Here is a 22,231-nt window from a genome sequence, read left to right as displayed (position 1 = left end):
ACGCTGGTCGCAGCGGCCCGCCGGGGGGAGGGCCGCGGGACGGGCGGTCGGGGGGGACCGCCCGTCCCGGTCAGCGCTCCGCGCCGCCCGCCGCCCCGGTGCGCTCGCCCTCGTGCCCGTCCTCGTGCCCGCCGCTGCTCGCGGCGAGCGCCTCGCGCACCGCCCGGGCCAGCGAGAGCGCCCGCGGGTGGGTGGGCAGGTCGTCGAGCAGGACGACCTCGCCGTCGGGGCCGGTCAGGGGCATCCGCCAGTTCGGGTACTCGGTCGAGGTGCCCGGCTGGTTCTGCGTGCGGCGGTCGCCGACCGCGTCGACGAGGGACACGCCGAGCATCAGTGACGGCGCCAGCGCCAGGTAGCGGTGCAGCGCCTCGACGGTCGCCTGCTCCCCCGCCCCCTCGCGCAGCAGCCCGCGCCCGCGGACCAGGCCCAGGACGCGGTCCTGCTCGGCGCGGTCGGCGGCGCGCTCCTCGGCCACGTCGCGGGTCAGCAGGCCCAGGCGGTCGCGCAGCGCGACGTGCTCCTGGGCCAGGTAGCCGGCCGTGGGCGGCAGGTCGTGGACGGTGACGCTGGCCAGCGCCAGCTCGCGGTAGTCCTCCGGCGCCTTCGGGCGGTCCCCGTCGTACTCGAACCACAGGACGGCGCTGCCGAGGATCCCGCGCTCGGCCAGGTAGCTGCGCACCCACGGCTCGACGGTGCCGAGGTCCTCGCCCACGAGCACGGCACCGGCCCGCTGGGCCTCCAGGGCCAGGACGCCCAGCAGCGCCTCGTGGTCGTAGCGCACGTACGTGCCGCGGTCGGCGGTGGCCCCCTGCGGGATCCACCACAGCCGGAACAGGCCGATGACGTGGTCGACGCGCAGGCCGCCGGCGTGCCGCAGGATCGTGCGGACCATGTCCCGGAAGGGCACGTAGGCCAGCTCGGCGAGGCGGTCGGGCCGCCACGGCGGCTGGCTCCAGTCCTGCCCCTGCTGGTTGAAGGCGTCCGGCGGGGCACCCACGGTGACGCCGCGGGCGAGGGTGTCGCCCAGGCTCCACACGTCCGCGCCCTCGGGGTGCACGCCGACGGCGAGGTCGTGCACGATGCCCGGCCCGGTGCCGGGGGCGGTGGCCGCGTCCTGGGCGCTGCGCAGCTGCTCGTCGCACTGCCACTGCAGCCAGCGGTGGAAGTCGACCCGGTCGGCCAGGCGCTCCAGGGCGCCGGAGGCGCGGGCCGCGGCGGGGTCGCGGTCCTGCTCGGGCCAGCCGGAGGCGGGCAGACCGTGCTCCTCGGCCAGCGCGCACCACAGCGCGAAGTCGGTCAGGCCGGGGTCCTCGTCGGTGACGTAGCGGCGGAAGGCGGCCTGGCGGGCCTGCGTGCGCGGGTGGGCGTGCAGCACCTCCAGCGCCTGGCGCTTGAGCGCCCACAGGGCGTCGCGGTCGATCTCGCCGGGGTCGGTGTTGGCGGCGCGGCAGCGCGCGGCCAGCTCCTCCACCAGCGCGCGCCGCTGCGGCGGCAGGTAGGCGGTCTCGCGCACGTCCTCCGGGCGCAGGTACAGCGGGTTGACGAAGCGCCGGGTGGTCGGCAGGTACGGGGAGGCCTCCATCGGCGGCACCGGGGAGGCGGCCGCGAGGGGGTTCACGAGCAGCCAGCCGGCGCCCTGCGCGGCGGTGGTGGCGGCCAGGTCGGCCAGGTCGGCCAGGTCGCCGGCGCCCCAGGAGCGGCGCGAGCGCACCGAGTACAGCTGCGCCTGGTAGCCGACGGAGCGCCCGCGCTGCAGCGCCTCGGGCAGCTCCAGGACGTCGGGGGTGACGACCAGCGGGCACTCGGCGTCGCCGGAGGGGGTGCGCACGCGCAGGAGGTGCCAGCCCAGCGGCAGGTCGTCGGGGACCTCGAAGGTGGCGCGGCCGGTGAGGCGGCCGTCGACGTGCTTGGGGTCCACCCAGCGGTCGACCTGGCGCAGCGGCGCCCAGCCGCCGTCGTCCTCCAGCTCGACGACGACGTCGACGGGGTCGCCGTGGGGGACGTGCACGGGCACCTGGGCGCTGCTGCCCTCGCGGGTGACGACCACGGGCGGCAGGCGCCGGCGCCAGGGCCGCAGCCGCACCTCCTCCAGCGACCCGGCGACCGCGTCGGGACCGGACACGTCGTGGCCGAGGGCGGTCAGGACGGCCTCGACGGTGGCGCGCGGCACGTCGGCGGTGCGGCCGCGCCAGTCGGTGAAGGACGTGGAGACGCCCTCGGCGGCGGCCAGCTCGGCCAGCTGGGGCGGGGTCCGGTCGTCGGCGCGGTCGTCGGCGCGGGCGTCGGCGGGCTCGGGTGGCACGCGCCGACTCTGCCAGAGCGCCCCCGTCCCGGCGCGGCGGCGGCGGTCCGGTGCTGCTGCCTAGGGTGGCGCTCGTGCACCCCGCGACCGGCGCCGTCCGCCCGCCCGCCGACCTGGCCCCGCGCCTCGACCTCGTCGAGGAGCTGCACGGCACCCCGGTGCCCGACCCCTACCGCTGGCTGGAGGACGCCGACGACCCGCGCACGCGGGAGTGGTCGTGCTGGCAGGCGGCCGCGTGGGAGGACTGGGTGGGCCGGGCGCCGGGGCGCGAGCGCCTGCGCGAGCGGGTGGGCCGGCTGATGGCGACGGGGTCGGTGGGCGCGCCCGCGCACCGCAACGGGCGGGTGTTCCGCACCCGCCGGGACGTGGACGGGGAGCTGGGGGTGCTGACGGTCACCGACGGCGCCGGCACCCGGACGCTGGTGGACCCGCTGGCGCTGGACCCCTCGGGCACGACGACGCTGGACGCGTGGCGGCCCAGCCCGGAGGGCGACCTGCTGGCCTACCAGCTGTCCGAGGGCGGCACCGAGGAGAGCGTCCTGCGGGTGCTGGACGTCGCCACGGGCGAGGTCGTGGACGGGCCGCTGGACCGGGCCCGCTACTCGCCGGTGGCGTGGCTGCCGGACACCGGGGACGGCGAGCGCCGGTTCTACTACGTGCGGCGCCTGCCGCCGGAGCAGCTGCCGGAGGGCGAGCGGCAGTACCACCGCCGGGTGTGGCTGCACCGGGTGGGTGCGGACCCGGCCACCGACGTGGAGGTCTTCGGCGGGCCGGTGCCGGGCGACCCGGAGGGCGCGCCGCCGCTGCCGATGACGACGTACTACGGCGCGTGGACGTCCCGGGACGGGCGCTGGCTGGTCGTCAGCGCCGCTGACGGCACCGCGCCGCGCAACGACGTGTGGCTGGCGGACCTGCGCGGCGCGGACCCGGCGCGGCCGCCGTTCCGCGAGGTGGTGCGCGGTCTGGACGCGAGCACCGGGGCGTGGGTGGGCCGCGACGGGCGGCTGTACGCGTTCACGGACCTGGACGCCCCCCGCGGGCGGCTGGCGGTGGCCGACCCCGCGGCCCCGGGGCCGGAGCACTGGCGCGACCTGCTGCCGCAGGCCGAGGACGCCCTGCTGGAGGACGTGGCCGTCCTGGACGGCGGGGAGCTGGAGCGCCCGCTGCTGGTGGCGGGCTGGACGCGGCACGCGCTGTCGTCGCTGAGCGTGCACGACCTGGTGAGCGGTGAGCGCCTGCCGGGGGCGGCGGGCTCCCTGGAGCTGCCGGGGGCGGGGTCGGTGGGCGGCCTGGTCACGCGCGGCGAGCCGGGCCACGACCTGTGGTTCGGGTTCACGGCGACGACCGTCCCGCACGAGGTGTGGCACTGGGACGCGCGCACGGGCCGCCTGGAGCTGGAGTCCCGCCCGCCGGGCGTGGTGGACGTGCCGGCGGTGACCAGCCGCCTGCTGGAGTGCGCGAGCGCGGACGGCACGACGGTGCGGCTGCTGCTGACGGCGCGCGCGGACGCGGTGGACGGCGACGGGCGCCCGCTGCGCCCGGCCCCCGCGCTGCTGTACGGCTACGGCGGGTTCGGGATCAGCATGTCCCCGCACTACTCCCCCGACGCGCTGGCGTGGGTGGAGGCCGGCGGCGTGCACGTGGTGGCGCAGCTGCGCGGCGGCGGCGAGGAGGGCGAGGACTGGCACCGCGCGGGCACGCGCGGGTCCAAGCAGAACGTCTTCGACGACTTCCTGGCCGCGGCCCGGCACCTGGTGGCGGACGGCTGGACGACGCCGGCGCAGCTGGTCGCGGAGGGCGGCTCGAACGGCGGCCTCCTCGTGGGGGCGGTGCTGACGCAGGACCCGGCGGCGTTCGCGGGCATCGTCTGCTCGGCGCCGCTGCTGGACATGGTCCGCTACGAGCGGCACGGGCTGGGCGCCACGTGGAGCGAGGAGTACGGCAGCGCGGCGGTCGAGGAGGAGTTCCGCTGGTTGCTGGCGTACTCCCCCTACCACCGCGTGGTGGAGGGGGCGGAGTACCCGGCGGTGCTGTTCACGGTGTTCGACGGCGACTCGCGGGTGGACCCGCTGCACGCGCGCAAGCTGTGCGCGGCGCTGCAGCACGCGACCGCCTCGCAGCGCCCGGTGCTGCTGCGCGCGGAGGGCGACGTCGGCCACGGCGCGCGCTCGGTCTCGCGCAGCGCGGCGCTGGCCGCGGACCGGCTGGCCTTCGCGGCGGCCGCCACGGGCCTCGACGTCACCGGCTGACCCCGCTCCCCTCCCGACCGACCCGACCACCGCAGGAGGACCCCCACCGTGCTCGTCGCCGCGACGACCCCCGCACCGACCCCGAGCCCGGACGCGTCACCGGGCACCACCGCCTCCGACGTGCTCTCGGACGTCGCGGACCTGACCGGCTCGTACTGCGTGTCCGGCTCGCCCGGCGTGTGCGGGACGGTCTACGACCTGACGGGCTCGCGCGTGGCCGGGCGGATCGCGGACGTGCTGCTGGGCTGGCCGCTGCGGATCGTGCTGATCCTGCTGGTCTGCTTCGTCGCCCGGTACCTGCTGATGAAGGTCATCGACCGGACGGTGGCGGGGGTGGCGGCGGGGCGGCGCGAGGCCCGCCGCGGCGGTCTGCTGGACTCCAGCCCGCTGCTGTCCGAGCGCCGCCAGCAGCGCGCGCAGACCCTGGGCTCGGTGCTCAAGAGCACGACGACGCTGGTGATCGGCGTCGTGGCGGTGCTGGGGGTGCTGGGGCAGCTGAACATCAACATCGCCCCGTTCATCGCCTCGGCGGGCATCGTCGGCGTGGCGCTGGGCTTCGGCGCGCAGTCGCTGGTGCGCGACTTCCTGTCCGGGGTGTTCATGCTCGCCGAGGACCAGTACGGCGTCGGCGACGTCGTGGACCTGGGCGACGCCTCGGGCACGGTGGAGGCCGTGGGCCTGCGGGTGACGCGGCTGCGGGACGTCAGCGGGACCGTCTGGTACGTGCGCAACGGCGAGATCCTGCGGGTGGGCAACCAGAGCCAGGGCTGGGCGCGCGCGGTGCTGGACGTGTCGGTGGCCTACGGCGCGGACATCGCGCACGTGCAGGAGGTGCTGCAGCGCATCGGGGACCGGCTGGCCGCCGAGGACGCGTGGAAGCCGCTGGTGCTGGCCCGGCCGGAGGTGTGGGGCGTGGAGCAGATGGCCGCGGACGGCGTGGTGCTGCGCATGGTGGTCAAGACGGCGCCGCTGCAGCAGTGGGCGGTGCAGCGCGAGCTGCGCCGGCGGATCAAGGCGGCGTTCGACGCCGAGGGCATCGAGTTCCCCTTCCCGCAGCGCACGGTGTGGCTGCGCCAGGACGAGGCCCCCGCGGCGCCGCCGCCGGCGCGGCACGGCGACCCGGCCACGGCCGGCGGCTCGCAGCCGCCGCGGCGCAGCGAGGCGGACGTGGTGGCCGACGACACCGGGGAGATCCCCCGCATCCGCTGACGCGGCCGCGGCCCGGCGGAGGGGGTGCGCGCGCGCCGTCCGCGGCCGACACTGGCGCCATGACCCAGCGTCTCGCCCTCGTCACCGGCGTCAGCGGCTACATCGGCGGCCGGCTCGTGCCGGAGCTGCTGCGGGCCGGTTTCCGCGTCCGCGCGGTGGCGCGGCGGCCGGAGGCGCTGCGCGACCGCCCGTGGATCGACGACGTGGAGGTCGTGCAGGCCGACGCCGCCGACGCGGAGCAGGTGCGCGCGGCGCTGGAGGGCGTGGACGTGGCCTACTACCTCATCCACGCGATGAGCAGCGGGTCGCAGTTCTCCTCCAAGGACCGCCGCACGGCGCGCACGTTCGCGCGCGCGTCGAAGGCGCAGGGCGTGGGCCGCCTGGTGTACCTGGGCGGGCTGTACCCGGAGGGCGAGGAGCTGTCCACGCACCTGGAGTCGCGCCGGGAGGTCGGGGAGATCCTGCTGGACTCCGGCGTGCCGACCACGGTGCTGCGCGCGGCGGTGATCCTGGGGTCGGGGTCGGCGAGCTTCGAGATGGTCCGCCACCTGACCGAGCGGCTGCCGGCGATGGTCTGCCCGAAGTGGGTGGGCAACCGGATCCAGCCCATCGCGATCCGCGACGTGCTGCGCTACCTGGTGGGGGTGGCGGACCTGCCGCCGGACGTCAGCCGGGTCTTCGACATCGGCGGCCCGGACGTCCTGACGTACCTGGACATGATGCGCGTGTACGCGGAGGTGGCCGGACTGCCCAAGCGCCGCGTGCTGCCGGTGGGCGTGATGTCGCCGCGGTTGTCGAGCCACTGGGTGGGCACGGTCACCCCGGTGCCCAAGCAGATCGCCCAGCCGCTGGTGGAGAGCCTGGTGCACGAGGTGGTCTGCCAGGAGCACGACATCGCCCGGTGGGTGCCGGACCCGGAGGAGGGCCTGATCGGCTACCGGGAGGCGGTGGCGCTGGCGCTGCAGCGCATCCAGGAGGCCAACGTGGCCACCCGCTGGTCCTCGGCGTCGCTGCCCGGCGCGCCCAGCGACCCGCTGCCCAGCGACCCGGGCTGGTCGGGCGGCAACCTGTACGTGGACGACCGCACCACCGTCGTCGACGCCCCCCGCGAGGTGCTGTGGGAGGTGCTGGAGGGCATCGGCGGCGAGCGCGGCTGGTACTCGTGGCCGACGGCGTGGGCGGTGCGCGGGGTGATGGACCGCTTCTCCGGCGGGCCAGGGCTGCGGCGCGGTCGGCGCGACCCGCGCTCGCTGATGATCGGCGACGCGGTCGACTGGTGGCGGGTGGAGGAGCGGCTGCCCGGGGAGCTGCTGCGGCTGCGCGCGGAGATGCGCCTGCCGGGCCTGGCGTGGCTGGAACTGCGGATCGAGACGGACCCGGTGGGCCGCACGCTGTTCCGGCAGCGGGCGCTGTTCCACCCCAAGGGCCTGGCGGGGCAGGCGTACTGGGCGGCGATCAGCCCGTTCCACGACGTGGTGTTCGGCGGGATGCAGCGCAACGTGGCCCGGGCCGCGGAGGCCGTGGTCCGCGAGCGCCGCTCGTCCCCGGCCGGCGCGGCGGACAGCGCGCGCCGGGCGGGCGAGGCCCGCGAGGGCGCGCACGCGGCCTGACGCGCGGCCGGGGCGGCGGGGCGCCCGTGCGATCCTCGAGCGGTGAGCACGACCCCGCCCTCCCCCCTCGGCCCGCCCACCGGCGGGCGCAGCAGCCTGACCCGCACGACGCCCGCGGGGCGCACGTTCTACGACGAGGTGGGCGGCGCCGCGACGTTCACCCGCCTGGTGGACGCCTTCTACGACGGGGTCGCCGCCGACGAGGTGCTGCGGCCCATGTACCCGGAGGCGGACCTGGGCCCGGCGAAGGAGCGGCTGCGGCTGTTCCTGGAGCAGTACTGGGGCGGGCCGACGACGTACTCCGAGCAGCGCGGCCACCCGCGCCTGCGCATGCGGCACGCCCCCTTCAAGGTGAACCCGGACGCGCGCGACCGCTGGCTGACGCACATGCGCGCCGCGGTGGACTCGCTGGGCCTGCCGGCCGCGCAGGAGGGCGTGCTGTGGGACTACCTGGAGCGCGCCGCCCACAGCATGCTCAACACGTTCGAGGAGTAGCGAGGGTCCCGCGGGGGCGTCAGGCGACGGCCGTGCGCATGAGCCGGCGGGCGGCCTCGCCGATGACGGCGCTGTAGGTGGGGTAGGCGAACTCGACGCGCGCCAGGGTCGCGACGTCGACGCCCGCGGCCATCGCGGTCGTCACGGCCTGCACGATCTCGACGGCCTCCTCCCCCACGGCGTGGGCGCCCAGCAGGACGTCGCGGCGCCGGTCGGCGATGAGCTTGAGGAAACCCCGCGTGCGGTCGTCGATGACGGCGCGCTCCATCGCCGCGAACGGCACGGTCACCACGAGGCACTGCGGGTCCCGCGCCCGCGCCTCGTCCTCGCTGAGCCCCACCCACGCGTAGTCGGGGTCCGTGAAACCCCCCGACGGCAGCAGCGGGTGCGGGGTGCGGCGGGTCGCGCCGAGGACGGCGTTGGTGGCGGCGGCCTCCGCCTCGGCGTGGGCGGCCTGCACCAGCATCGCCCGCCCGTTGGCGTCGCCGGCGGCGAACACGTGGGGCGCGGTGGTGCGCAGGTGCTCGTCGACCGCGATCGCCGAGCGGTGCACCTCGATCCCGGCGGCCTCCAGCCCCAGCCCGTCCAGCGACGCGGGCCAGCCCACGCTCATCACGACCGCGTCGAACGCCTGCTCGCGGCGCGCGCCGCCCTGTGACCAGGCCAGGTCGATCGCCCCGTCGGCGCGCCGGCTCAGGGAGTGCACCGCCTCGATGCCCGTGTCCACCCGCACGCCCTGCTCCTCGAACGCCCGCTGCACGGCGCGCGAGACGTCGGCGTCGGCGGTCGGCAGGACCCGCGGAGCCAGGTCCAGCAGCTGCACCTCGCTGCCCAGGGCGCGGAAGACGGTGACGAGCTGCGCGCCGGTGTTGCCCGCGCCCACGACGGCCAGGCGCCGGGGCAGGGAGGGCAGGTCCAGCACGGTCTCGGGGTAGGTCGCCAGTTCCGCGCCGGGCAGCGGCAGCCGCCGGGAGCGCCCGCCGACGCACAGGACGACGCTCTCGCCGCGCACCCGCCGCCCGGTCGCGGCGAGCTCCAGCACGTGCGGGTCGACGAAGCGCGCGCGGCCCTCCAGCACCAGGTCGACGCCGGCGTCGGCCAGCCGCTGCGGGTCCGCCTTCGCGGCCTGCACCCGCTCGACGGTGGCGCGCACGCGGGCGACCGTCGCGGGCCAGTCCACGCGCTCCTGCGGCACGGCGATGCCGTACTCGGCGGCCGTGCGCACCTCGCGGACGAGCCGGGCCGTCTTGGCCAGAACCCGGGTCGGCACGCAGCCGGTGTTCACGCAGGTGCCGCCGGTGCGCGAGCCCTCCAGCAGGGCCGTGCGGGCGCCGAGCTCGGCGGCGCGGAGGGCGGCCGAGACGCCGGCCGGGCCACCGCCCACGACGACCACGTCGTAGGAGTCGGCCGCGTCGCCGCGCGACGGGGAGGGGGAGGTTCGGACGTCGGGGAGCGTCGGGGAGCTCACCCGGTCACGGTCCCCCGGCCCCCGCGGGGCCGCCACCGGACCGGTTGTGAGAGTGGACACCCCCGTGCGCAGCACCCGGAGCGGCACGTCGGTGCGGCGGGACCCGGGCGTCCTCACCACCCTCCGCACCGTCCCCACCTAGTCTCGCAGCGTGAAGATCGTCATTCCCGGGGGGACCGGTCAGGTCGGCGGGCTGCTGCGCCGGGCGCTGGCCGCGCGCGGCGACGAGGTCACGGTCCTGAGCCGGCGCCCCCGGACGCTCGAGGACGGGGTCCACCACGTGGTGTGGGACGGTCGGACCCTCGGAGCGTGGGCGGACGAGGTCGACGGCGCGGACGCGGTCGTCAACCTCGCCGGGCGCACGGTCAGCTGCCGCTACACCGACACGAACCTGCGCCAGATGATGGACTCGCGCGTCGACTCCACCCGCGTGGTGGGCGAGGCGATCGCCCGCGCGCAGCGCCCGCCGTCGACGTGGCTGCAGATGAGCACCGCCACCCTCTACGCCGACTCCCGCAGCCGCGGCGACGACCTGCCCCACGACGAGGTGGACGGGGTCGTCGGCGGGGAGGAACCCGACGTCCCCCTCTACTGGGAGTACAGCGTCCGCATCGCGCGGCGCTGGGAGCAGACCCAGGCGGAGGCCGCCACCCCCACCACCCGCCGCGTCGCGCTGCGCACGGCGATGGTCATGACCCCCGACCGCGGTGGTGTCTTCGACTACCTGTCCTGGATGGCCCGCCTCGGCCTGGGTGGCCCCGTCGACGGGGGGCGGCAGTACGTCTCCTGGATCCACGGTGAGGACTTCGTGCGCGCGGTGGAGTTCCTCCTGCAGCGCGAGGACCTCGACGGCCCCTTCAACCTCGCCGCTCCCGGACCGGTCGCGCAGGCGGAGTTCACGCGGTCGCTGCGCCGCGCCTGGGGCCGCCGCCTCGGGCTGCCCGCCACCCGGCTCATGGCCGAGGTCGGAGCGTTCGCGCTGCGCACCGACACGGAACTGCTGCTGAAGAGCCGGCGGGTCGTGCCCACCCGCCTCCTGCAGGAGGGGTTCACCTTCACCCACCCCGCGTGGAGCGCGGCCGCGGGCGACCTGGTGGCCAGTGCCCGTCGGCGCTGAGGCCCCGCCGGCCACTACCCGAGTCGAGCCCGAGCTTCGCCCCGGTGTCGTCATCGGCTCGCGCACCCGTCGACCTGAGAGGATCCCGCCCGCGCACGCTCGTCCTCCGATCGTCAGGGCACGACCGCGTCGGCCTCGACCTCCACGAGCAACCGGGGGTCGACGAGCGCGCTCACCTCGACCATCGTGCAGGCCGGGCGGACGTCGGCGAAGAACTCGCCGTGGACGCGCCCGACCTCCTCCCAGCGGGCGATGTCGGTGACGTACAGGCGGGTGCGCACCACGTCGGCCAGGCCGGCCCCGACGTGCGCCAGAGCCGCCTCCACGCGCCGCAGCGCCTCGCGGGTCTGCGCGGCGGGATCGTCGCCGCCGACGGGGCTGCCGTCGGGTCCGGCCGCGGTCGTGCCGGCCACGCTGACCCACGGCCCGACCCGCACGGCCCGCGAGTAGCCGACGACGGGTTCCCACGGCGCGCCCGAGGAGACGGTTCGACGTTCCAGCACGCCGCCATCCTGACCCACGCACCGGCGGGCGGGGCTAGCGTCGAGCGGTGCCCGCCGTCTGGTCGCTGCCGCTGCCCCTGCTCACGTCCCGGATGCGGCTGCGCGAGCACCGCCCGGGCGACCTCGACGACCTGGTGGTGTTCCACGGCGACGAGCGGGTCACCCGGCACACGCCGTGGCCCGTGCGCAGCCGCGAGGAGACCCGCGAGGCGCTCGCGGTGCGCACCGGGCAGGTGCGCGCCGCGGCGACCGGGGAGGCGGTGGTGCTGGCCGTGGAGGAGGTCGCCACCGGGACGGTCGTCGGGGAGGTCCTGCTGCTGCGCACCGGCGACGACGAGGCGGCGCTGGGCTACGCGCTGCGCGCGGACCGGTGGGGGCGCGGGCTGGCGACCGAGGCGGCGGGCGCGCTGGTCGAGGCCGCCTTCACCGTGCTCGGACTGCACCGGCTCACCGCCGTCGTGCTGCCCGCCAACACCGCCTCGACCGCGGTGCTGGGCAAGCTGGGTTTCACGCCCGTGTCCGCGGACGAGGACCGGCTGGTGTTCGAGCTGCGCCCGGACCAGCCGCCGGCGGGCTGAGCGACCGCCGGCGGACCCGGGTCAGGGCCGCTGCGCGGCGGGGCGCACGACGAGCTCGTTGACGTCGACGTCCGCGCTCTCCCCGACCGCGTAGGCCACGGCGCGCCCGATGGCCGCGGGCGGGATCGCCGCGCGGCGGTACACGTCCATCCCGGCGCTGGCCGTCGGGTCGGTGATGTGGGTGGCCAGCTCGCTCTCCACGACGCCGGGGCTGATCGTCGTCGTGCGCACGCCCGCCGGCAGGTCCTGGCGCAGGCCCTCCATGAGCGCCCGCACCGCGTACTTGGTCGCCGAGTAGACCGCGGCCGTGGGGACGACGCTGTGCGCGGCGATGGACGCCGTGGTGACGACGTGCCCGGAGCCCTGGCGCAGGAAGTGCGGCAGGGCCGCGGCCAGGCCGTGCAGGACGCCCTTGACGTTGACGTCGACCATCCGGTCCCACTCGTCGGCCAGCAGCGAGGTCATCGGGGACAGCAGCATCACCCCGGAGTTGGCGACGAGGACGTCCAGGTGCCCGTGCTCTGCGACGACCGCGTCGACGACCCGGCGGAACGCGTCCGCGTCGGTGACGTCGAGGACGGCGGTGCCGGCGCGCCCGCCGGCGGCGGTGATGTCGGCGGCGACCCGCTCGAGGCGGTCGGCGCGGCGGGCCGCGAGGACGACGGTGTGGCCGGCGGCGGCCAGCTCGCGGGCGGTGGCCTCACCGATGCCGCTCGAGGCACCGGTGACGAGGACGGTCTTGGTGCCGGTGGGCTGGTCGGTCTCGTGATCGGTCATGGCTCGAGCCTCGCCGCGCAGCGGGCCGGCGGGGAGACCGCGACGGGGGTGGCCCCGGCACGGCCACCCTCGCGCGGGCGGGCGCGCCTACGGTGGGCGCGTGAGCGAGCTGGGGGACTACCTGCGCGCCCGCCGGGCGGACGTCGCGCCGCAGGAGGCGGGCCTGCCGGCCGGGACGCGGCGGCGGGTGCCGGGGCTGCGCCGCAGCGAGGTCGCCCTCCTGGCGGACATCAGCGTGGAGTACTACGTGCGGCTGGAGCAGGGCCGCGAGCGCAACCCCTCCCCCGCGGTGCTGGACGCCCTGGCCGCGGCGCTGCGGCTGCCGCGCGACGGTGCCGAGCACCTGTACCGGCTGGCCGGACTGGCACCCGCGGCGGACGGGGCGGGCGGGGCGGGCGGCACCGGCCCGGAGCGGGCCGACCCGCGCCTGGTGGAGCTGCTGGGGGCCTGGCCGGCGACCCCGGCGCTGGTGCTGGGCCGGGCGCTGGACGTGCTGGCCGCGAACGCGCTGGCCGAGGAGCTGTTCGCCGGGTTCCCCCTCACCCGCAACCTCGCGGAACTCGTGTTCACCGACCCCGCGGCGCGCTCGCTGTACCCGGCGTGGGACGCGGTGGCCCGCGACACCGCGGCCGCGCTGCGGCTGGCCGAGGGCGCGCGCCCGGACGACGCGCGGGTGCGCGCCGTGCGCGAGCGCCTGGCCGGCGACCCGGTGTTCGACCGGCTGTGGGCGCGGCACGACGCGCGCGGCAAGACGTCGGAGGTCAAGCGGTTCGCGCACCCGGGCGCCGGGGAGCTTGCGCTGCACGTGCACACGTTCGACGTGCGCGGCGCGGCGGGCCAGCAGCTCGTGGTCTACCACGCGCCGCCGGGGACGCCGGCCGCCGACGGCCTGGCGCTGCTGGGGATCCTGGCCGCGCAGCGCGCCGAGGCCGCCACGTCCACCACGTCCACCACGTCCACCACGTCCCCCACGACCCGCGCGGACGGTCCCCGGCGCGGGCGCTGACCCCGGGCGCCGGTCTCACGCGCCGCCGTGCTGGCGCGGCGCGTGGGCGGTGAGGAACTCGTACACCTCGACGTCGTCGACGCCGGGGAACGTGCCGGACGGCAGGGGCGCCAGGGTCTGCGCGTGCAGACGGGCGCTGGGCCAGGCGTTCTCCGACCAGCGGCCGGCGAGGTCCTGCGGCGCGCGGCGGCAGCAGGAGACGTCGGGGCAGCGGCTGACGGCCCGGGCGCGCGTGTCGCGGCCGCGGAAGAACTTCGCGTGCTCGTAGCGCACGCCGACCGTGATGGAGAAGTCCCCCTCGCGGGTGGTGCCCGTCTGGCTGGAGCACCAGAACGTGCCCGCGGGGGTGTCGGTGTACTGGTAGTTCTCCGTCGTGCGGTTCGTCAACCCCAGGACACGGCGCGCGGTCCACTGCCGGCACACCGGCTGGCCCTCGATGGCGCCCGTGGCGTCCTCGACGAACGGCACGCCGTCGTTCTCGTACCCGCGGTACAGGGCGCCGTCGTCCCCGGCGCGCAGGAAGTGCAGCGGCAGGTCGAGGTGGGTGGTCAGCAGGTTCGTCAGCCGGTGCGCGGCGGCCTCGTGCGTGACGCCGAACGCGTCGCGGAAGTCCTCCACGGCCAGGTCCTTGTCGGCCTTGGCGGCGGCGAGGAACTCCACGGCGGCGCTGCGGGGCATGAGGGCGCAGGCGGCGAAGTAGTTGATCTCCAGCCGCTGCCGCAGGAACTCGGTGTAGCTGCCGGGGCGCTCGTGGCCCAGGACGCGGTGCGCGATGGCCTGCAGGGCCAGCGAGCGCAGGCCGTGCCCGCCGGGGATGGAGGCGGGTGGCAGGTAGATGCGCCCGTTGGCCAGGTCGGTGACGGTGCGGGTGGAGTGCGGCAGGTCGTCGACGTGGATGATCGAGAACCCCAGTTCAGCGGCGGCGCGCGCGACGGTGCGGTGGGTGAGGGCGCCGACGGTGTACCCGGCGGCGCGCACGAGGTCCTCGGCGACCTCCTCGACCTCGGGCAGGTGGTTGTCGGCGGCGCGCAGGAGCCGGCGGATCTCGGTGTTGGCGCGCCGGGCCTCCTCGGGGGTGGCGTTGGCGGCGTCGTGGCGGCGGGCGACCTCGCGGTGCAGGGCGACGAGCGCCTCCAGCGCGTCGATCGGCAGGGTGCGCCCGGCGCGCACCTCGGGCACGCCGAGGGAGCGGAACAGCGGGCTGCGCTGGGCGCGGTCCAGCTCGATCTCCAGGGCGGCGCGGCGCCCGGGCGGCGGTGAGCCGTCCAGCAGCTCGCCGGGCGGCACGCCCAGCGCGGCGGCCACGGCCGTGATGAGCGACAGCTTCGGCTCGCGCTTGCCGTTCTCCACCTGCGACAACCGGCTCTGCGCCGCGCCGACCGCCGCGCCGAGCTGGGCGAGGGTCATGCCGCGGGCCTGGCGGTGGTGCCGGATGCGCCGCCCGACGGTGAGGGCGTCGACCTCCGGCACCTCGGCGCGGGCGGTCTCCGGCTCGGACAGCGGCTCCAGCGCCGCGACGCGCAGGCGGGTCACCCGTTCACGCTAGCGGAAGAACCCCGGTTCTTCACCCGTCAGTGCCGTTGTGGAGGCCTCAGCGACTGAGGACAGTCGGAACACCGCGCACCGACACCGAGGAGGACGACCGTGACGACGATCGACGAACCGGCCACCCGCACCCGACCCGCCACCGGCGGCCTCCCGTCCCTGTCGGGCACCCCGACCGACCACCCCGGGCTCCTGGCGTGGGTGCGCGAGACGGCCCGCCTGACCCGGCCGGACCGGGTCGTCTGGTGCGACGGCTCGCAGGCCGAGGCCGACCGCCTCACCGCGCGGATGGTCGCGGACGGCACCCTCATCGCGCTGGACCCGGTGAAGCGGCCGAACAGCTACCTGGCGCGTTCGCACCCGGGCGACGTGGCCCGGGTGGAGTCGCGCACGTTCATCGCCTCCCGCCGCCGCGCCGACGCCGGCCCGACGAACAACTGGCGCGAGCCGGAGGCGCTGCGCGAGGAGCTGACGGGGATCTTCGACGGCTGCATGCGCGGGCGCACGATGTACGTCGTCCCGTTCTCGATGGGCCCGGTCGGCGGGCCGATCTCGCAGCTGGGCGTCCAGATCACCGACTCCCCCTACGTCGTGGTCTCGATGCGCACGATGACGCGGACGGGCTCGGAGGCGCTGGCGGCCCTGACGCCCGGCACCCCGTTCGTCCCCGCCCTGCACAGCGTCGGGTACCCGCTCGTGGACGCCATCGGGCGCGAGCGCCCGGACGTGCCCTGGCCCTGCAACGACCTCAAGCACGTCGCCCACTTCCCCGAGACGCGGGAGATCTGGTCGTACGGCTCCGGGTACGGCGGCAACGCCCTGCTGGGCAAGAAGTGCTTCGCGCTGCGCATCGCCTCGGTGATGGCGCGCGACGAGGGCTGGCTGGCCGAGCACATGCTGCTGCTGAAGCTGACGAACCCCGCCGGGCGGGTGTTCCACGTGGCGGCGGCGTTCCCCTCGGCGTGCGGGAAGACGAACCTGGCGATGCTGCGGCCCACGCTGCCCGGCTGGCGGGTGGAGACGATCGGCGACGACATCGCCTGGATGCGCCCGGGCCCGGACGGGCGGCTGCGCGCGCTCAACCCCGAGAACGGGTTCTTCGGGGTGGCGCCGGGCACCGGGCCGGCGACGAACCCGACCGCGGTGGAGATGCTGCGCTCGGACGTGATCTTCACCAACGTCGCCCTCACCGACGACGGCGACGTGTGGTGGGAGGGCCTGACCGAGGAACCGCCCGCGCACCTGCTCGACTGGCAGGGCCGGGACTGGACGCCCGGCTGCGGACGCCCCGCGGCGCACCCGAACTCCCGGTTCACCGTCGCGGCCGAGCGCTGCCCGTCGCTGGCGGCGGAGTTCTCCGACCCGGAGGGGGTCCCCGTCGACGCCGTCCTGTTCGGTGGCCGGCGCGCCTCGAACGTCCCGCTCGTGGCGCAGGCGCAGGACTGGAGCCAGGGCGTGTTCATGGGGATGACCGTCTCCAGCGAGCGCACCGCCGCCGCCGAGGGGACGCTCGGGGAGCTGCGCCACGACCCGTTCGCGATGCTGCCGTTCGCCGGCTACGACGTCGGCCGGTACGCCGCGCACTGGCTGTCGATGAGGGACCGGGTGCCCGCCGCGGGCCTGCCGCAGGTGTTCACCGTGAACTGGTTCCGCCGCGGGGAGGACGGCCGGTTCCTGTGGCCGGGGTTCGGGGAGAACTCCCGCGTGCTGGACTGGGTGTGCCGGCGGCTGGAGGGCACGGCGGGGGCGGTGTTCACCCCGGTGGGCCTGGTACCGGCGCCCGGGTCGCTGGACCTGGACGGCCTGGACGTGCCCGAGGAGGACCTGGCGGAGCTGTTCCGCGTGGACCCGGACGCGTGGACCGCGGAGGTGGAGCACCTTCGGGAGTGGTTCACGACGTTCGGCGGCACGCTGCCCGAGGAGGTCGTCGGGCACCTGGACCTGCTGCGCTACCGCCTCACCGGCGAGTGAGCACCGCGCTCACGGGCGCACCAGCACCTTGCCGACGGCCCGGCCGGACTCCAAGCGGGCGAAGGCGTCCCGGGCGTCGGCGAGGGCGTGCACCGAGTCCACCTCGGGGGCCAGGTCCCGCAGCTCGCAGAAGCGCAGCAGCCGGCGGAACTCCTCCAGCGTGCCCATCGTGGAACCGAGCACGCGCAGCTGCTTGAAGAACACGTGCTCCAGCATCGCCGGCGGCGCGCCGCCGGTCGTGGCGCCGGCGACGACGACGCACCCGCCGGGGCGCAGCGAGGCCACCGAGTGCTTCCAGGTGGCCTCGCCGACGGTCTCGAAGGCGGCGTCGACCTTCTCCGGCAGCCGCTCCCCCGCGGCGAAGACGCGGTCGGCGCCCCAGTCCAGGGCGCGCTGCGCGCGCTCGGGGTCGCGGCCGGTCACCCACACCCGCAGGCCGGCCGCGGCGCCCAGCACCACCAGCGCGTTGGAGACGCCGCCGGCGGCGCCCTGCACGAGGACGGTCTGCCCGGGCACGGCGGCGGCCTGGGTGAACAGCATCCGGTAGGCGGTCAGCCAGGCCGTGCCCAGCGAGGCGCCCCGCTCCGGCGACCACCCGGCGGGCAGCGGCAGCAGGTTGCGGCGGGGCACGTGCACGTGCTCGGCCAGCGTGCCCGGGTGCAGCTCGGACAGCAGCGTGCGCGAGGGGGCGAGGGTCTCGTCGCCGCGCACGTCGTCGGGGGTGACGACGGCGTGCACGACGACCGCCTCGCCGTCCTCGGTGGTCCCGGCGGCGTCGCAGCCCAGGACCATCGGCAGCCGCTCGGCGGGCAGCCCCACCCCGCGCAGGCTCCACAGGTCGTGCCGGTTGAGGGCGGCGGCGCGCACGTCCACCCGCACCCACCCCTCGGGCGCGGGCGCGGCGGGCGCGTCGGCGACCTCGAGGGCGGCCAGCGGGTCGTCGGGCAGGGCGCGCACGGCGCGGGCGGCGAGCACGCGGCGACGCTACCGGCGGTGGCGGTCGGTAGCCTCCCGGGCGTGCTGAGCGGGACGGACGGGCAGGACCACGGGAGCGACGGGCGGCTGCTGCGGGAGGTGCTGGACGTGCGGCCCCTGCCGGAGCGCGAGGACGTCTTCGCGGGGGCGAACCTGCCGCACTGGCGCCCGCGCCTGTTCGGCGGGCAGGTGCTCGGGCAGGCCGCGGTGGCCGCCGGCCGCACCGTGCCGGCGGAGCGGCTGCTGCACTCCATGCACGCCTACTTCCTGCGCCCGGGCGACCCGGACGTGCCGGTGGAGCTGTCGGTGGAGCGGCTGCGCGACGGGCGCTCCTTCTCAGCCCGCCGCGTGCAGGCCCTGCAGGACGGGGCGCCGATCCTGTCGGGCATCGCCTCCTTCCAGGTGCCGGCCGAGGGCCTGGACCACGCCCGCCCGGCGCCCGACGTGCCCGGCCCCGAGGGCCTGCCGAGCGACGCCGAACTGCTGGAGGCGCTCGACCACCCGGCGGCCCGGCTCATGGCCCGCGCCCGGCCGGTGGAGCTGCGGCACGTCGAGGAGGCGATCTACGCCGCGCCCGCCGCCGAGCGCCGCGAGGAGCAGTCGGTGTGGGTGCGCCTGCCCGCCGGGCTGGCCGACGACCCGCTGCTGCACCAGGCGGGGCTGGCGTTCCTGTCCGACGTGACGGTGCTGGAGCCGGTGCTGCGCCGGCACGGCCTGCCGTGGGGCACGCCCGGGATGAGCGTGGCCAGCCTGGACCACGCGATCTGGTGGCACCGGCCCGCGCGGGCCGACGAGTGGCTGCTGCACGTCACCGCCAGCCCCAGCGCCTCGGGGGCGCGGGGGCTGGCGACCGGCTGGATCTACGACGAGCAGCGGCGCCTGGTGGCGACCGTCGCGCAGGAGGGCATGGTCCGGCTCCCGCAGGGCTCCTGAGGCGCCTGCCCGCGGCTCAGGGCAGGCGGTCGGCGAGGAGGTCGCCCAGCACCCCGCGCAGGTCGCCCTCGACGTGCGCGACGGCGGGAGCGACGGCGCGCAGGACGTCGAGCCCGCGCCGCGAGGGGCGCAGGACGACCCTGCGCCGGTCGCCGGCGTCGGCCTCGCGGTACAGGCAGGCGGTGTCGACGAGACCGTCGACGGCGCGAGTCGCGGTCGCCGGCGCCAGGGCCAGCGCCGCGCAGACGTCGGACATCGACGCGCCCGGGTGCGCGGCGACGTGCTGCAGCACGCGCCAGCGGTCGACGGTGAGGGCCCGGTCGGGCAGCCCGTCGACGAGGGCGGCCGCCAGGCGGGTCTCGGTCTCGGCCGCCGCGCGCAGCAGCCGCAGCGCTCCCGCACCCGGTGCTGCGCCGCCCATCGAGCCTCCCGCCCCTCGGGTCCCGGCGCCGCACCGGGTCGTCCGGGCGCGGCGTGGGACGCTGGCCAGCATGCCAGAGGGCACCGGCCCCGCCCCGCGGGCGCGTCCCGGGGTGCACCGGGTGGCCCTGCTGACGCCCGGCCGCGGCCCGTCGGGCATGTTCGGCCTGGCCTGCCGGGCCGCGGCCGAGCTGGCCGCGCGCGAGGTCACCGACCGCGGAGGGGTCCGGGGCCGGGCGCTGGAGTTCGCGCACGTCGACGCGGGCGCCCCGCCGCGCACCGTCGCAGCGCAGGTCCGCGCGCTGCTCGACGCCGGCTCGGTCGAGGGGGTGACCGGCTGGCACCTGTCGAGCGTGCGCGAGGCCGTCGCCCCGGTGGTCGCGGGGCGGGTCCCCTACGTGTACGCCACCGCCTACGAGGGCGGGGACGGCCGGGCCGGGCTCGTCTGCACCGGGGAGCTGCCCGAGCAGCAGGTCGTCGCCGCCCTCGCCTGGCTGCACCGCGAGCTGGGGATGAGCTCGTGGGCGGTGGTCGGCGACGACTACGTGTGGCCCCGCCGCACGGCGGCGCGGGTCGCCGCCACCCTGCGCGGGCACGGGGTCCGCCTGCGGGGCCGGCACTGGGTGCCGCTGGGGTGCGCCGACGAGCAGGTGTGGCGCCGGGTGGTCACCGCAGTGGGTCGCGAGGACGTCGACGGCGTCGTCATGCTCCTCGTGGGCGCGGACGGGGTGCGGTTCAACCGCGAGTTCGCCGGCGCCGGGCTGGACGCCCGGTTCGCCCGGTTCAGCCCCTTCATGGACGAGACCATGCTGCTGGCGAGCGGGCCGGGAGCGACCCGCGGCCTCTACGCGGCCGCGGGCTGGTTCGCCGACCTCGCGAGCGGGTCGGCGATGGAGTTCTCCCGGGGGTTCACCACCACCTTCGACGCGGTGGCAGCGGACCCGTCCGCCACCGGTCCCGGCGCGCCGCCGCCGGGGACGATGGCCGAGACGACGTACTCGGCGGTCCACCTGCTCGCCGACCTCGGACGGCGCTCGGCCGACCCGCGGGCCGCTGCCGCGGAGGCGCTGCGCGTGCGCCACGACGGGTGGATGGAGACGCCGCACGGCGCCGTGCGGCTGCGTTCGGGCCGCGCGGACCACCCGGTCCACCTGGCCGTCGCGGACGGGACGGGTTTCGACGTCCTCGCGCGCGTGTCGGGCCGCCGCGCCTGACCCCTCCCGCGGCCCCGTGTTTCCGGCGTGTTTCCGGCGCGTCAAATCTCCGGGTCGTCCCGCGGTCCCGCGCCGCGGGGGTTTGACCCCCGTCGACGCAGCGGCCTAGCTTCCAGATCGCTTCCGAACGGAAGCATCCGGTCCCGCGCCGCCCGGCCACCGGGAACCACCGCCCGTCCGAGAGGTCGAGATGAGCCCAACCACCGGACCGGTCCCGCCCTCGGGCACCGGCACGTCGAGCACCGTCCCCACCACCTCGACGTCGGAGACGCTGGAGGACTACACCCTCCGGTTCGCCCCGCGCAGCTACCGCCGCTGGACGCCCGGCGTCGTCGCCACCTCCGCGCTCGGCGGCATCGCCTACCTCGCCGACTTCGCCATCGGCGCGAACATCGGCATCGCGCACGGCACCACGAACGCCCTGCTCGGCATCGCCGTGGCGGCGGTCGTTATCTTCGTCAGCGGTTTCCCCCTCGCCTACTACGCGGCGCGCTACAACATCGACCTGGACCTCATCACCCGCGGTTCCGGGTTCGGGTACTACGGGTCGGTCCTCACGAACGTCATCTTCGCGACGTTCACGTTCATCTTCTTCGCCCTGGAGGGCGCCATCATGGCGCAGGGCCTCGAACTCGGCCTGGGCGTCCCGCTGTGGCTGGGGTACGCGGTCTCGACCGTCCTGGTGATCCCGCTGGTCGTCTACGGGATGAAGGCGCTCAGCACGCTGCAGGTGTGGACCACTCCCCTGTGGCTGGTCCTCATGGTCATCCCCTTCGTCTACCTGGTCCTGGCCAACCCGGAGTCGGTCGACACGTTCTTCGCCTACCAGGGCGAGGCCGGCGCCGGCGGCGCCAGCGCCGCCGCTGTGCTGCTGGCCGCGGGCGTGTGCCTGTCGCTCATGGCGCAGATCGCCGAGCAGATCGACTACCTGCGCTTCATGCCCCCGCGGACGGCGGAGAACCGCCGGCGCTGGTGGACGGCCGTCGTCATGGCCGGACCCGGCTGGGTGGTGTTCGGCGCCGTGAAGCAGGCCGTCGGCCTCTTCATCGCCGTCTACCTGCTCGCCCGCCTCGACCCGCAGGCGTCGGCCACGGCGAACGAGCCGGTCCACCAGTTCCTCGGGGTCTACGAGGAGATGATGCCCGGCTGGCTGGCGATCACCCTCGCCGTCGTGCTGGTCGTCATCAGCCAGATCAAGATCAACGTGACCAACGCCTACTCCGGCTCGCTCGCGTGGACCAACGCCTTCACCCGCGTCACCAAGCGCTACCCCGGCCGCCTGGTCTTCGTCGTCGTGAACCTCGTCATCGCGCTGACGCTGATGGAGGCGAACATGTTCGACTTCCTCAACACCGTCCTCGGGTTCTACGCGAACTGCGCGATGGCGTGGGTCGTGACGGTCGCCACCGACATCGTCGTCAACAAGCACCTGCTGAAGATCTCCCCGACGGTGCCGGAGTTCCGCCGCGGCATGCTCTACGCGGTGAACCCCGTCGGCTTCGTGTCGGTCCTGCTGTCCGCGGGCCTGTCCATCGCCGTCTTCTTCGGCGCCTTCGGCCCCGGGGTCCAGCCGTACTCCCCCGTCGTCGCGATCGCCCTCGCGGTCGTGCTGCCCCCGGTCCTGGCCGTGGCCACGCGGGGCAGGTACTACCTGCGCCGCGACGACGACGGCATCCCGTCGCCGCTGTTCGACGAGGACGGCAACCCCTCCGGCGAGGTGCTGACGTGCCACGTGTGCCGGCAGGACTTCGAGCGCCCCGACGTCGCCGCGTGCCGGACGCACGACGCCGTGGTCTGCTCCCTGTGCCTGAGCACCGATACGGTGGCCGACCACGTGCTACCCGCGCAGCGCTGAGGAG

18 protein-coding genes are annotated in these 22,231 nt (G+C 76.4%); 11 read left to right on the top strand and 7 right to left on the bottom strand.

What is annotated here, in order from left to right; all coding sequences use genetic code 11:
• Positions 1-70: 70 nt before the first annotated feature.
• Positions 71-2,302, bottom strand: coding sequence for a 4-alpha-glucanotransferase (gene malQ, locus ACRYMY_RS05885; RefSeq protein ID WP_432546332.1), 2,232 nt, complete (start codon positions 2,300-2,302; stop codon positions 71-73).
• A 74-nt stretch (positions 2,303-2,376) separates the two neighbouring features.
• Here malQ and ACRYMY_RS05880 point away from each other — a divergent pair, with 74 nt between their 5' ends.
• The 4 genes from ACRYMY_RS05880 (at position 2,377) to ACRYMY_RS05865 (ending at position 7,865) form a co-directional block, all read left to right on the top strand.
• Positions 2,377-4,551, top strand: coding sequence for a prolyl oligopeptidase family serine peptidase (locus ACRYMY_RS05880; RefSeq protein ID WP_432546331.1), 2,175 nt, complete (start codon positions 2,377-2,379; stop codon positions 4,549-4,551).
• 48 nt (positions 4,552-4,599) lie between these two features.
• A complete protein-coding gene (locus ACRYMY_RS05875; protein ID WP_432546330.1) occupies positions 4,600-5,760 on the top strand; it encodes a mechanosensitive ion channel family protein in 1,161 nt (386 codons plus the stop codon).
• Between the two features lie 59 nt (positions 5,761-5,819).
• Complete coding sequence (locus ACRYMY_RS05870) at positions 5,820-7,370, top strand: SDR family oxidoreductase (protein ID WP_432546329.1); 1,551 nt, start codon at positions 5,820-5,822, stop codon at positions 7,368-7,370.
• A gap of 96 nt (positions 7,371-7,466) precedes the next feature.
• Entirely contained in the window at positions 7,467-7,865 is a 399-nt protein-coding gene (locus tag ACRYMY_RS05865; RefSeq protein WP_369053456.1) for a globin, read from the top strand.
• 19 nt (positions 7,866-7,884) lie between these two features.
• Here ACRYMY_RS05865 and ACRYMY_RS05860 read toward each other — a convergent pair whose 3' ends face one another.
• Positions 7,885-9,333, bottom strand: a complete 1,449-nt coding sequence (locus ACRYMY_RS05860) for a dihydrolipoyl dehydrogenase family protein (RefSeq protein WP_432546328.1) — start codon at positions 9,331-9,333, stop codon at positions 7,885-7,887.
• A 151-nt stretch (positions 9,334-9,484) separates the two neighbouring features.
• On the opposite strand from ACRYMY_RS05860, the gene ACRYMY_RS05855 reads away from it, so the two are divergent.
• A complete protein-coding gene (locus ACRYMY_RS05855; protein WP_432546327.1) occupies positions 9,485-10,450 on the top strand; it encodes a TIGR01777 family oxidoreductase in 966 nt (321 codons plus the stop codon).
• Between the two features lie 113 nt (positions 10,451-10,563).
• Here the strand turns inward: ACRYMY_RS05855 and ACRYMY_RS05850 are convergent, their stop codons facing one another.
• Positions 10,564-10,950 (bottom strand): RidA family protein, encoded by a 387-nt coding sequence (locus ACRYMY_RS05850; protein ID WP_432546348.1) that lies wholly within the window; start codon positions 10,948-10,950, stop codon positions 10,564-10,566.
• A 50-nt stretch (positions 10,951-11,000) separates the two neighbouring features.
• Between ACRYMY_RS05850 and ACRYMY_RS05845 the strand changes: the two genes are divergently transcribed.
• Positions 11,001-11,531, top strand: a complete 531-nt coding sequence (locus ACRYMY_RS05845; RefSeq protein WP_432546326.1) for a GNAT family N-acetyltransferase — start codon at positions 11,001-11,003, stop codon at positions 11,529-11,531.
• A gap of 21 nt (positions 11,532-11,552) precedes the next feature.
• Here ACRYMY_RS05845 and ACRYMY_RS05840 read toward each other — a convergent pair whose 3' ends face one another.
• Complete coding sequence (locus ACRYMY_RS05840; RefSeq protein ID WP_432546325.1) at positions 11,553-12,308, bottom strand: SDR family oxidoreductase; 756 nt, start codon at positions 12,306-12,308, stop codon at positions 11,553-11,555.
• 100 nt (positions 12,309-12,408) lie between these two features.
• Here ACRYMY_RS05840 and ACRYMY_RS05835 point away from each other — a divergent pair, with 100 nt between their 5' ends.
• Positions 12,409-13,314 (top strand): MmyB family transcriptional regulator, encoded by a 906-nt coding sequence (locus ACRYMY_RS05835; protein WP_432546324.1) that lies wholly within the window; start codon positions 12,409-12,411, stop codon positions 13,312-13,314.
• 15 nt (positions 13,315-13,329) lie between these two features.
• Here ACRYMY_RS05835 and ACRYMY_RS05830 read toward each other — a convergent pair whose 3' ends face one another.
• Complete coding sequence (locus ACRYMY_RS05830; RefSeq protein ID WP_432546347.1) at positions 13,330-14,814, bottom strand: helix-turn-helix domain-containing protein; 1,485 nt, start codon at positions 14,812-14,814, stop codon at positions 13,330-13,332.
• 144 nt (positions 14,815-14,958) lie between these two features.
• Here ACRYMY_RS05830 and ACRYMY_RS05825 point away from each other — a divergent pair, with 144 nt between their 5' ends.
• The gene (locus ACRYMY_RS05825) at positions 14,959-16,830 is read left to right on the top strand and encodes a phosphoenolpyruvate carboxykinase (GTP) (RefSeq protein WP_432546323.1); all 1,872 of its coding nucleotides are present in this window, start codon (positions 14,959-14,961) and stop codon (positions 16,828-16,830) included.
• Between the two features lie 9 nt (positions 16,831-16,839).
• Here ACRYMY_RS05825 and ACRYMY_RS05820 read toward each other — a convergent pair whose 3' ends face one another.
• Positions 16,840-17,805: a zinc-binding dehydrogenase gene (locus ACRYMY_RS05820; protein WP_432546322.1), complete on the bottom strand. Its 966-nt coding sequence runs from the start codon at positions 17,803-17,805 to the stop codon at positions 16,840-16,842.
• Positions 17,806-17,847: 42 nt separating this feature from the next.
• Here ACRYMY_RS05820 and ACRYMY_RS05815 point away from each other — a divergent pair, with 42 nt between their 5' ends.
• A complete protein-coding gene (locus ACRYMY_RS05815) occupies positions 17,848-18,738 on the top strand; it encodes an acyl-CoA thioesterase (protein WP_432546321.1) in 891 nt (296 codons plus the stop codon).
• A gap of 16 nt (positions 18,739-18,754) precedes the next feature.
• Here ACRYMY_RS05815 and ACRYMY_RS05810 read toward each other — a convergent pair whose 3' ends face one another.
• Positions 18,755-19,159: a MarR family winged helix-turn-helix transcriptional regulator gene (locus ACRYMY_RS05810; RefSeq protein ID WP_432546320.1), complete on the bottom strand. Its 405-nt coding sequence runs from the start codon at positions 19,157-19,159 to the stop codon at positions 18,755-18,757.
• Between the two features lie 70 nt (positions 19,160-19,229).
• On the opposite strand from ACRYMY_RS05810, the gene ACRYMY_RS05805 reads away from it, so the two are divergent.
• Positions 19,230-20,372: an ABC transporter substrate-binding protein gene (locus ACRYMY_RS05805; RefSeq protein WP_432546319.1), complete on the top strand. Its 1,143-nt coding sequence runs from the start codon at positions 19,230-19,232 to the stop codon at positions 20,370-20,372.
• Positions 20,373-20,562: 190 nt separating this feature from the next.
• Positions 20,563-22,227 (top strand): purine-cytosine permease family protein, encoded by a 1,665-nt coding sequence (locus ACRYMY_RS05800; protein ID WP_432546318.1) that lies wholly within the window; start codon positions 20,563-20,565, stop codon positions 22,225-22,227.
• The last annotated feature ends 4 nt before the right edge of the window (positions 22,228-22,231 follow it).

It is taken from the genome of Kineococcus haloalkalitolerans, from assembly GCF_050871905.1.
In the GTDB taxonomy this organism is placed as follows: Bacteria; Actinomycetota; Actinomycetes; order Actinomycetales; family Kineococcaceae; genus Kineococcus.
This window is presented reverse-complemented; position numbering and strand designations above follow the sequence as displayed.

Coding starts and splice junctions, on each gene's coding strand:
- ACRYMY_RS05870 (WP_432546329.1), top strand. CDS start 5,820: ATGACCCAGCGTCTCGCCCTCGTCACCGGCGTCAGCGGCTACATCGGC.
- ACRYMY_RS05840 (WP_432546325.1), bottom strand. CDS start 12,308: ATGACCGATCACGAGACCGACCAGCCCACCGGCACCAAGACCGTCCTC.
- ACRYMY_RS05810 (WP_432546320.1), bottom strand. CDS start 19,159: ATGGGCGGCGCAGCACCGGGTGCGGGAGCGCTGCGGCTGCTGCGCGCG.
- ACRYMY_RS05805 (WP_432546319.1), top strand. CDS start 19,230: ATGCCAGAGGGCACCGGCCCCGCCCCGCGGGCGCGTCCCGGGGTGCAC.
- ACRYMY_RS05800 (WP_432546318.1), top strand. CDS start 20,563: ATGAGCCCAACCACCGGACCGGTCCCGCCCTCGGGCACCGGCACGTCG.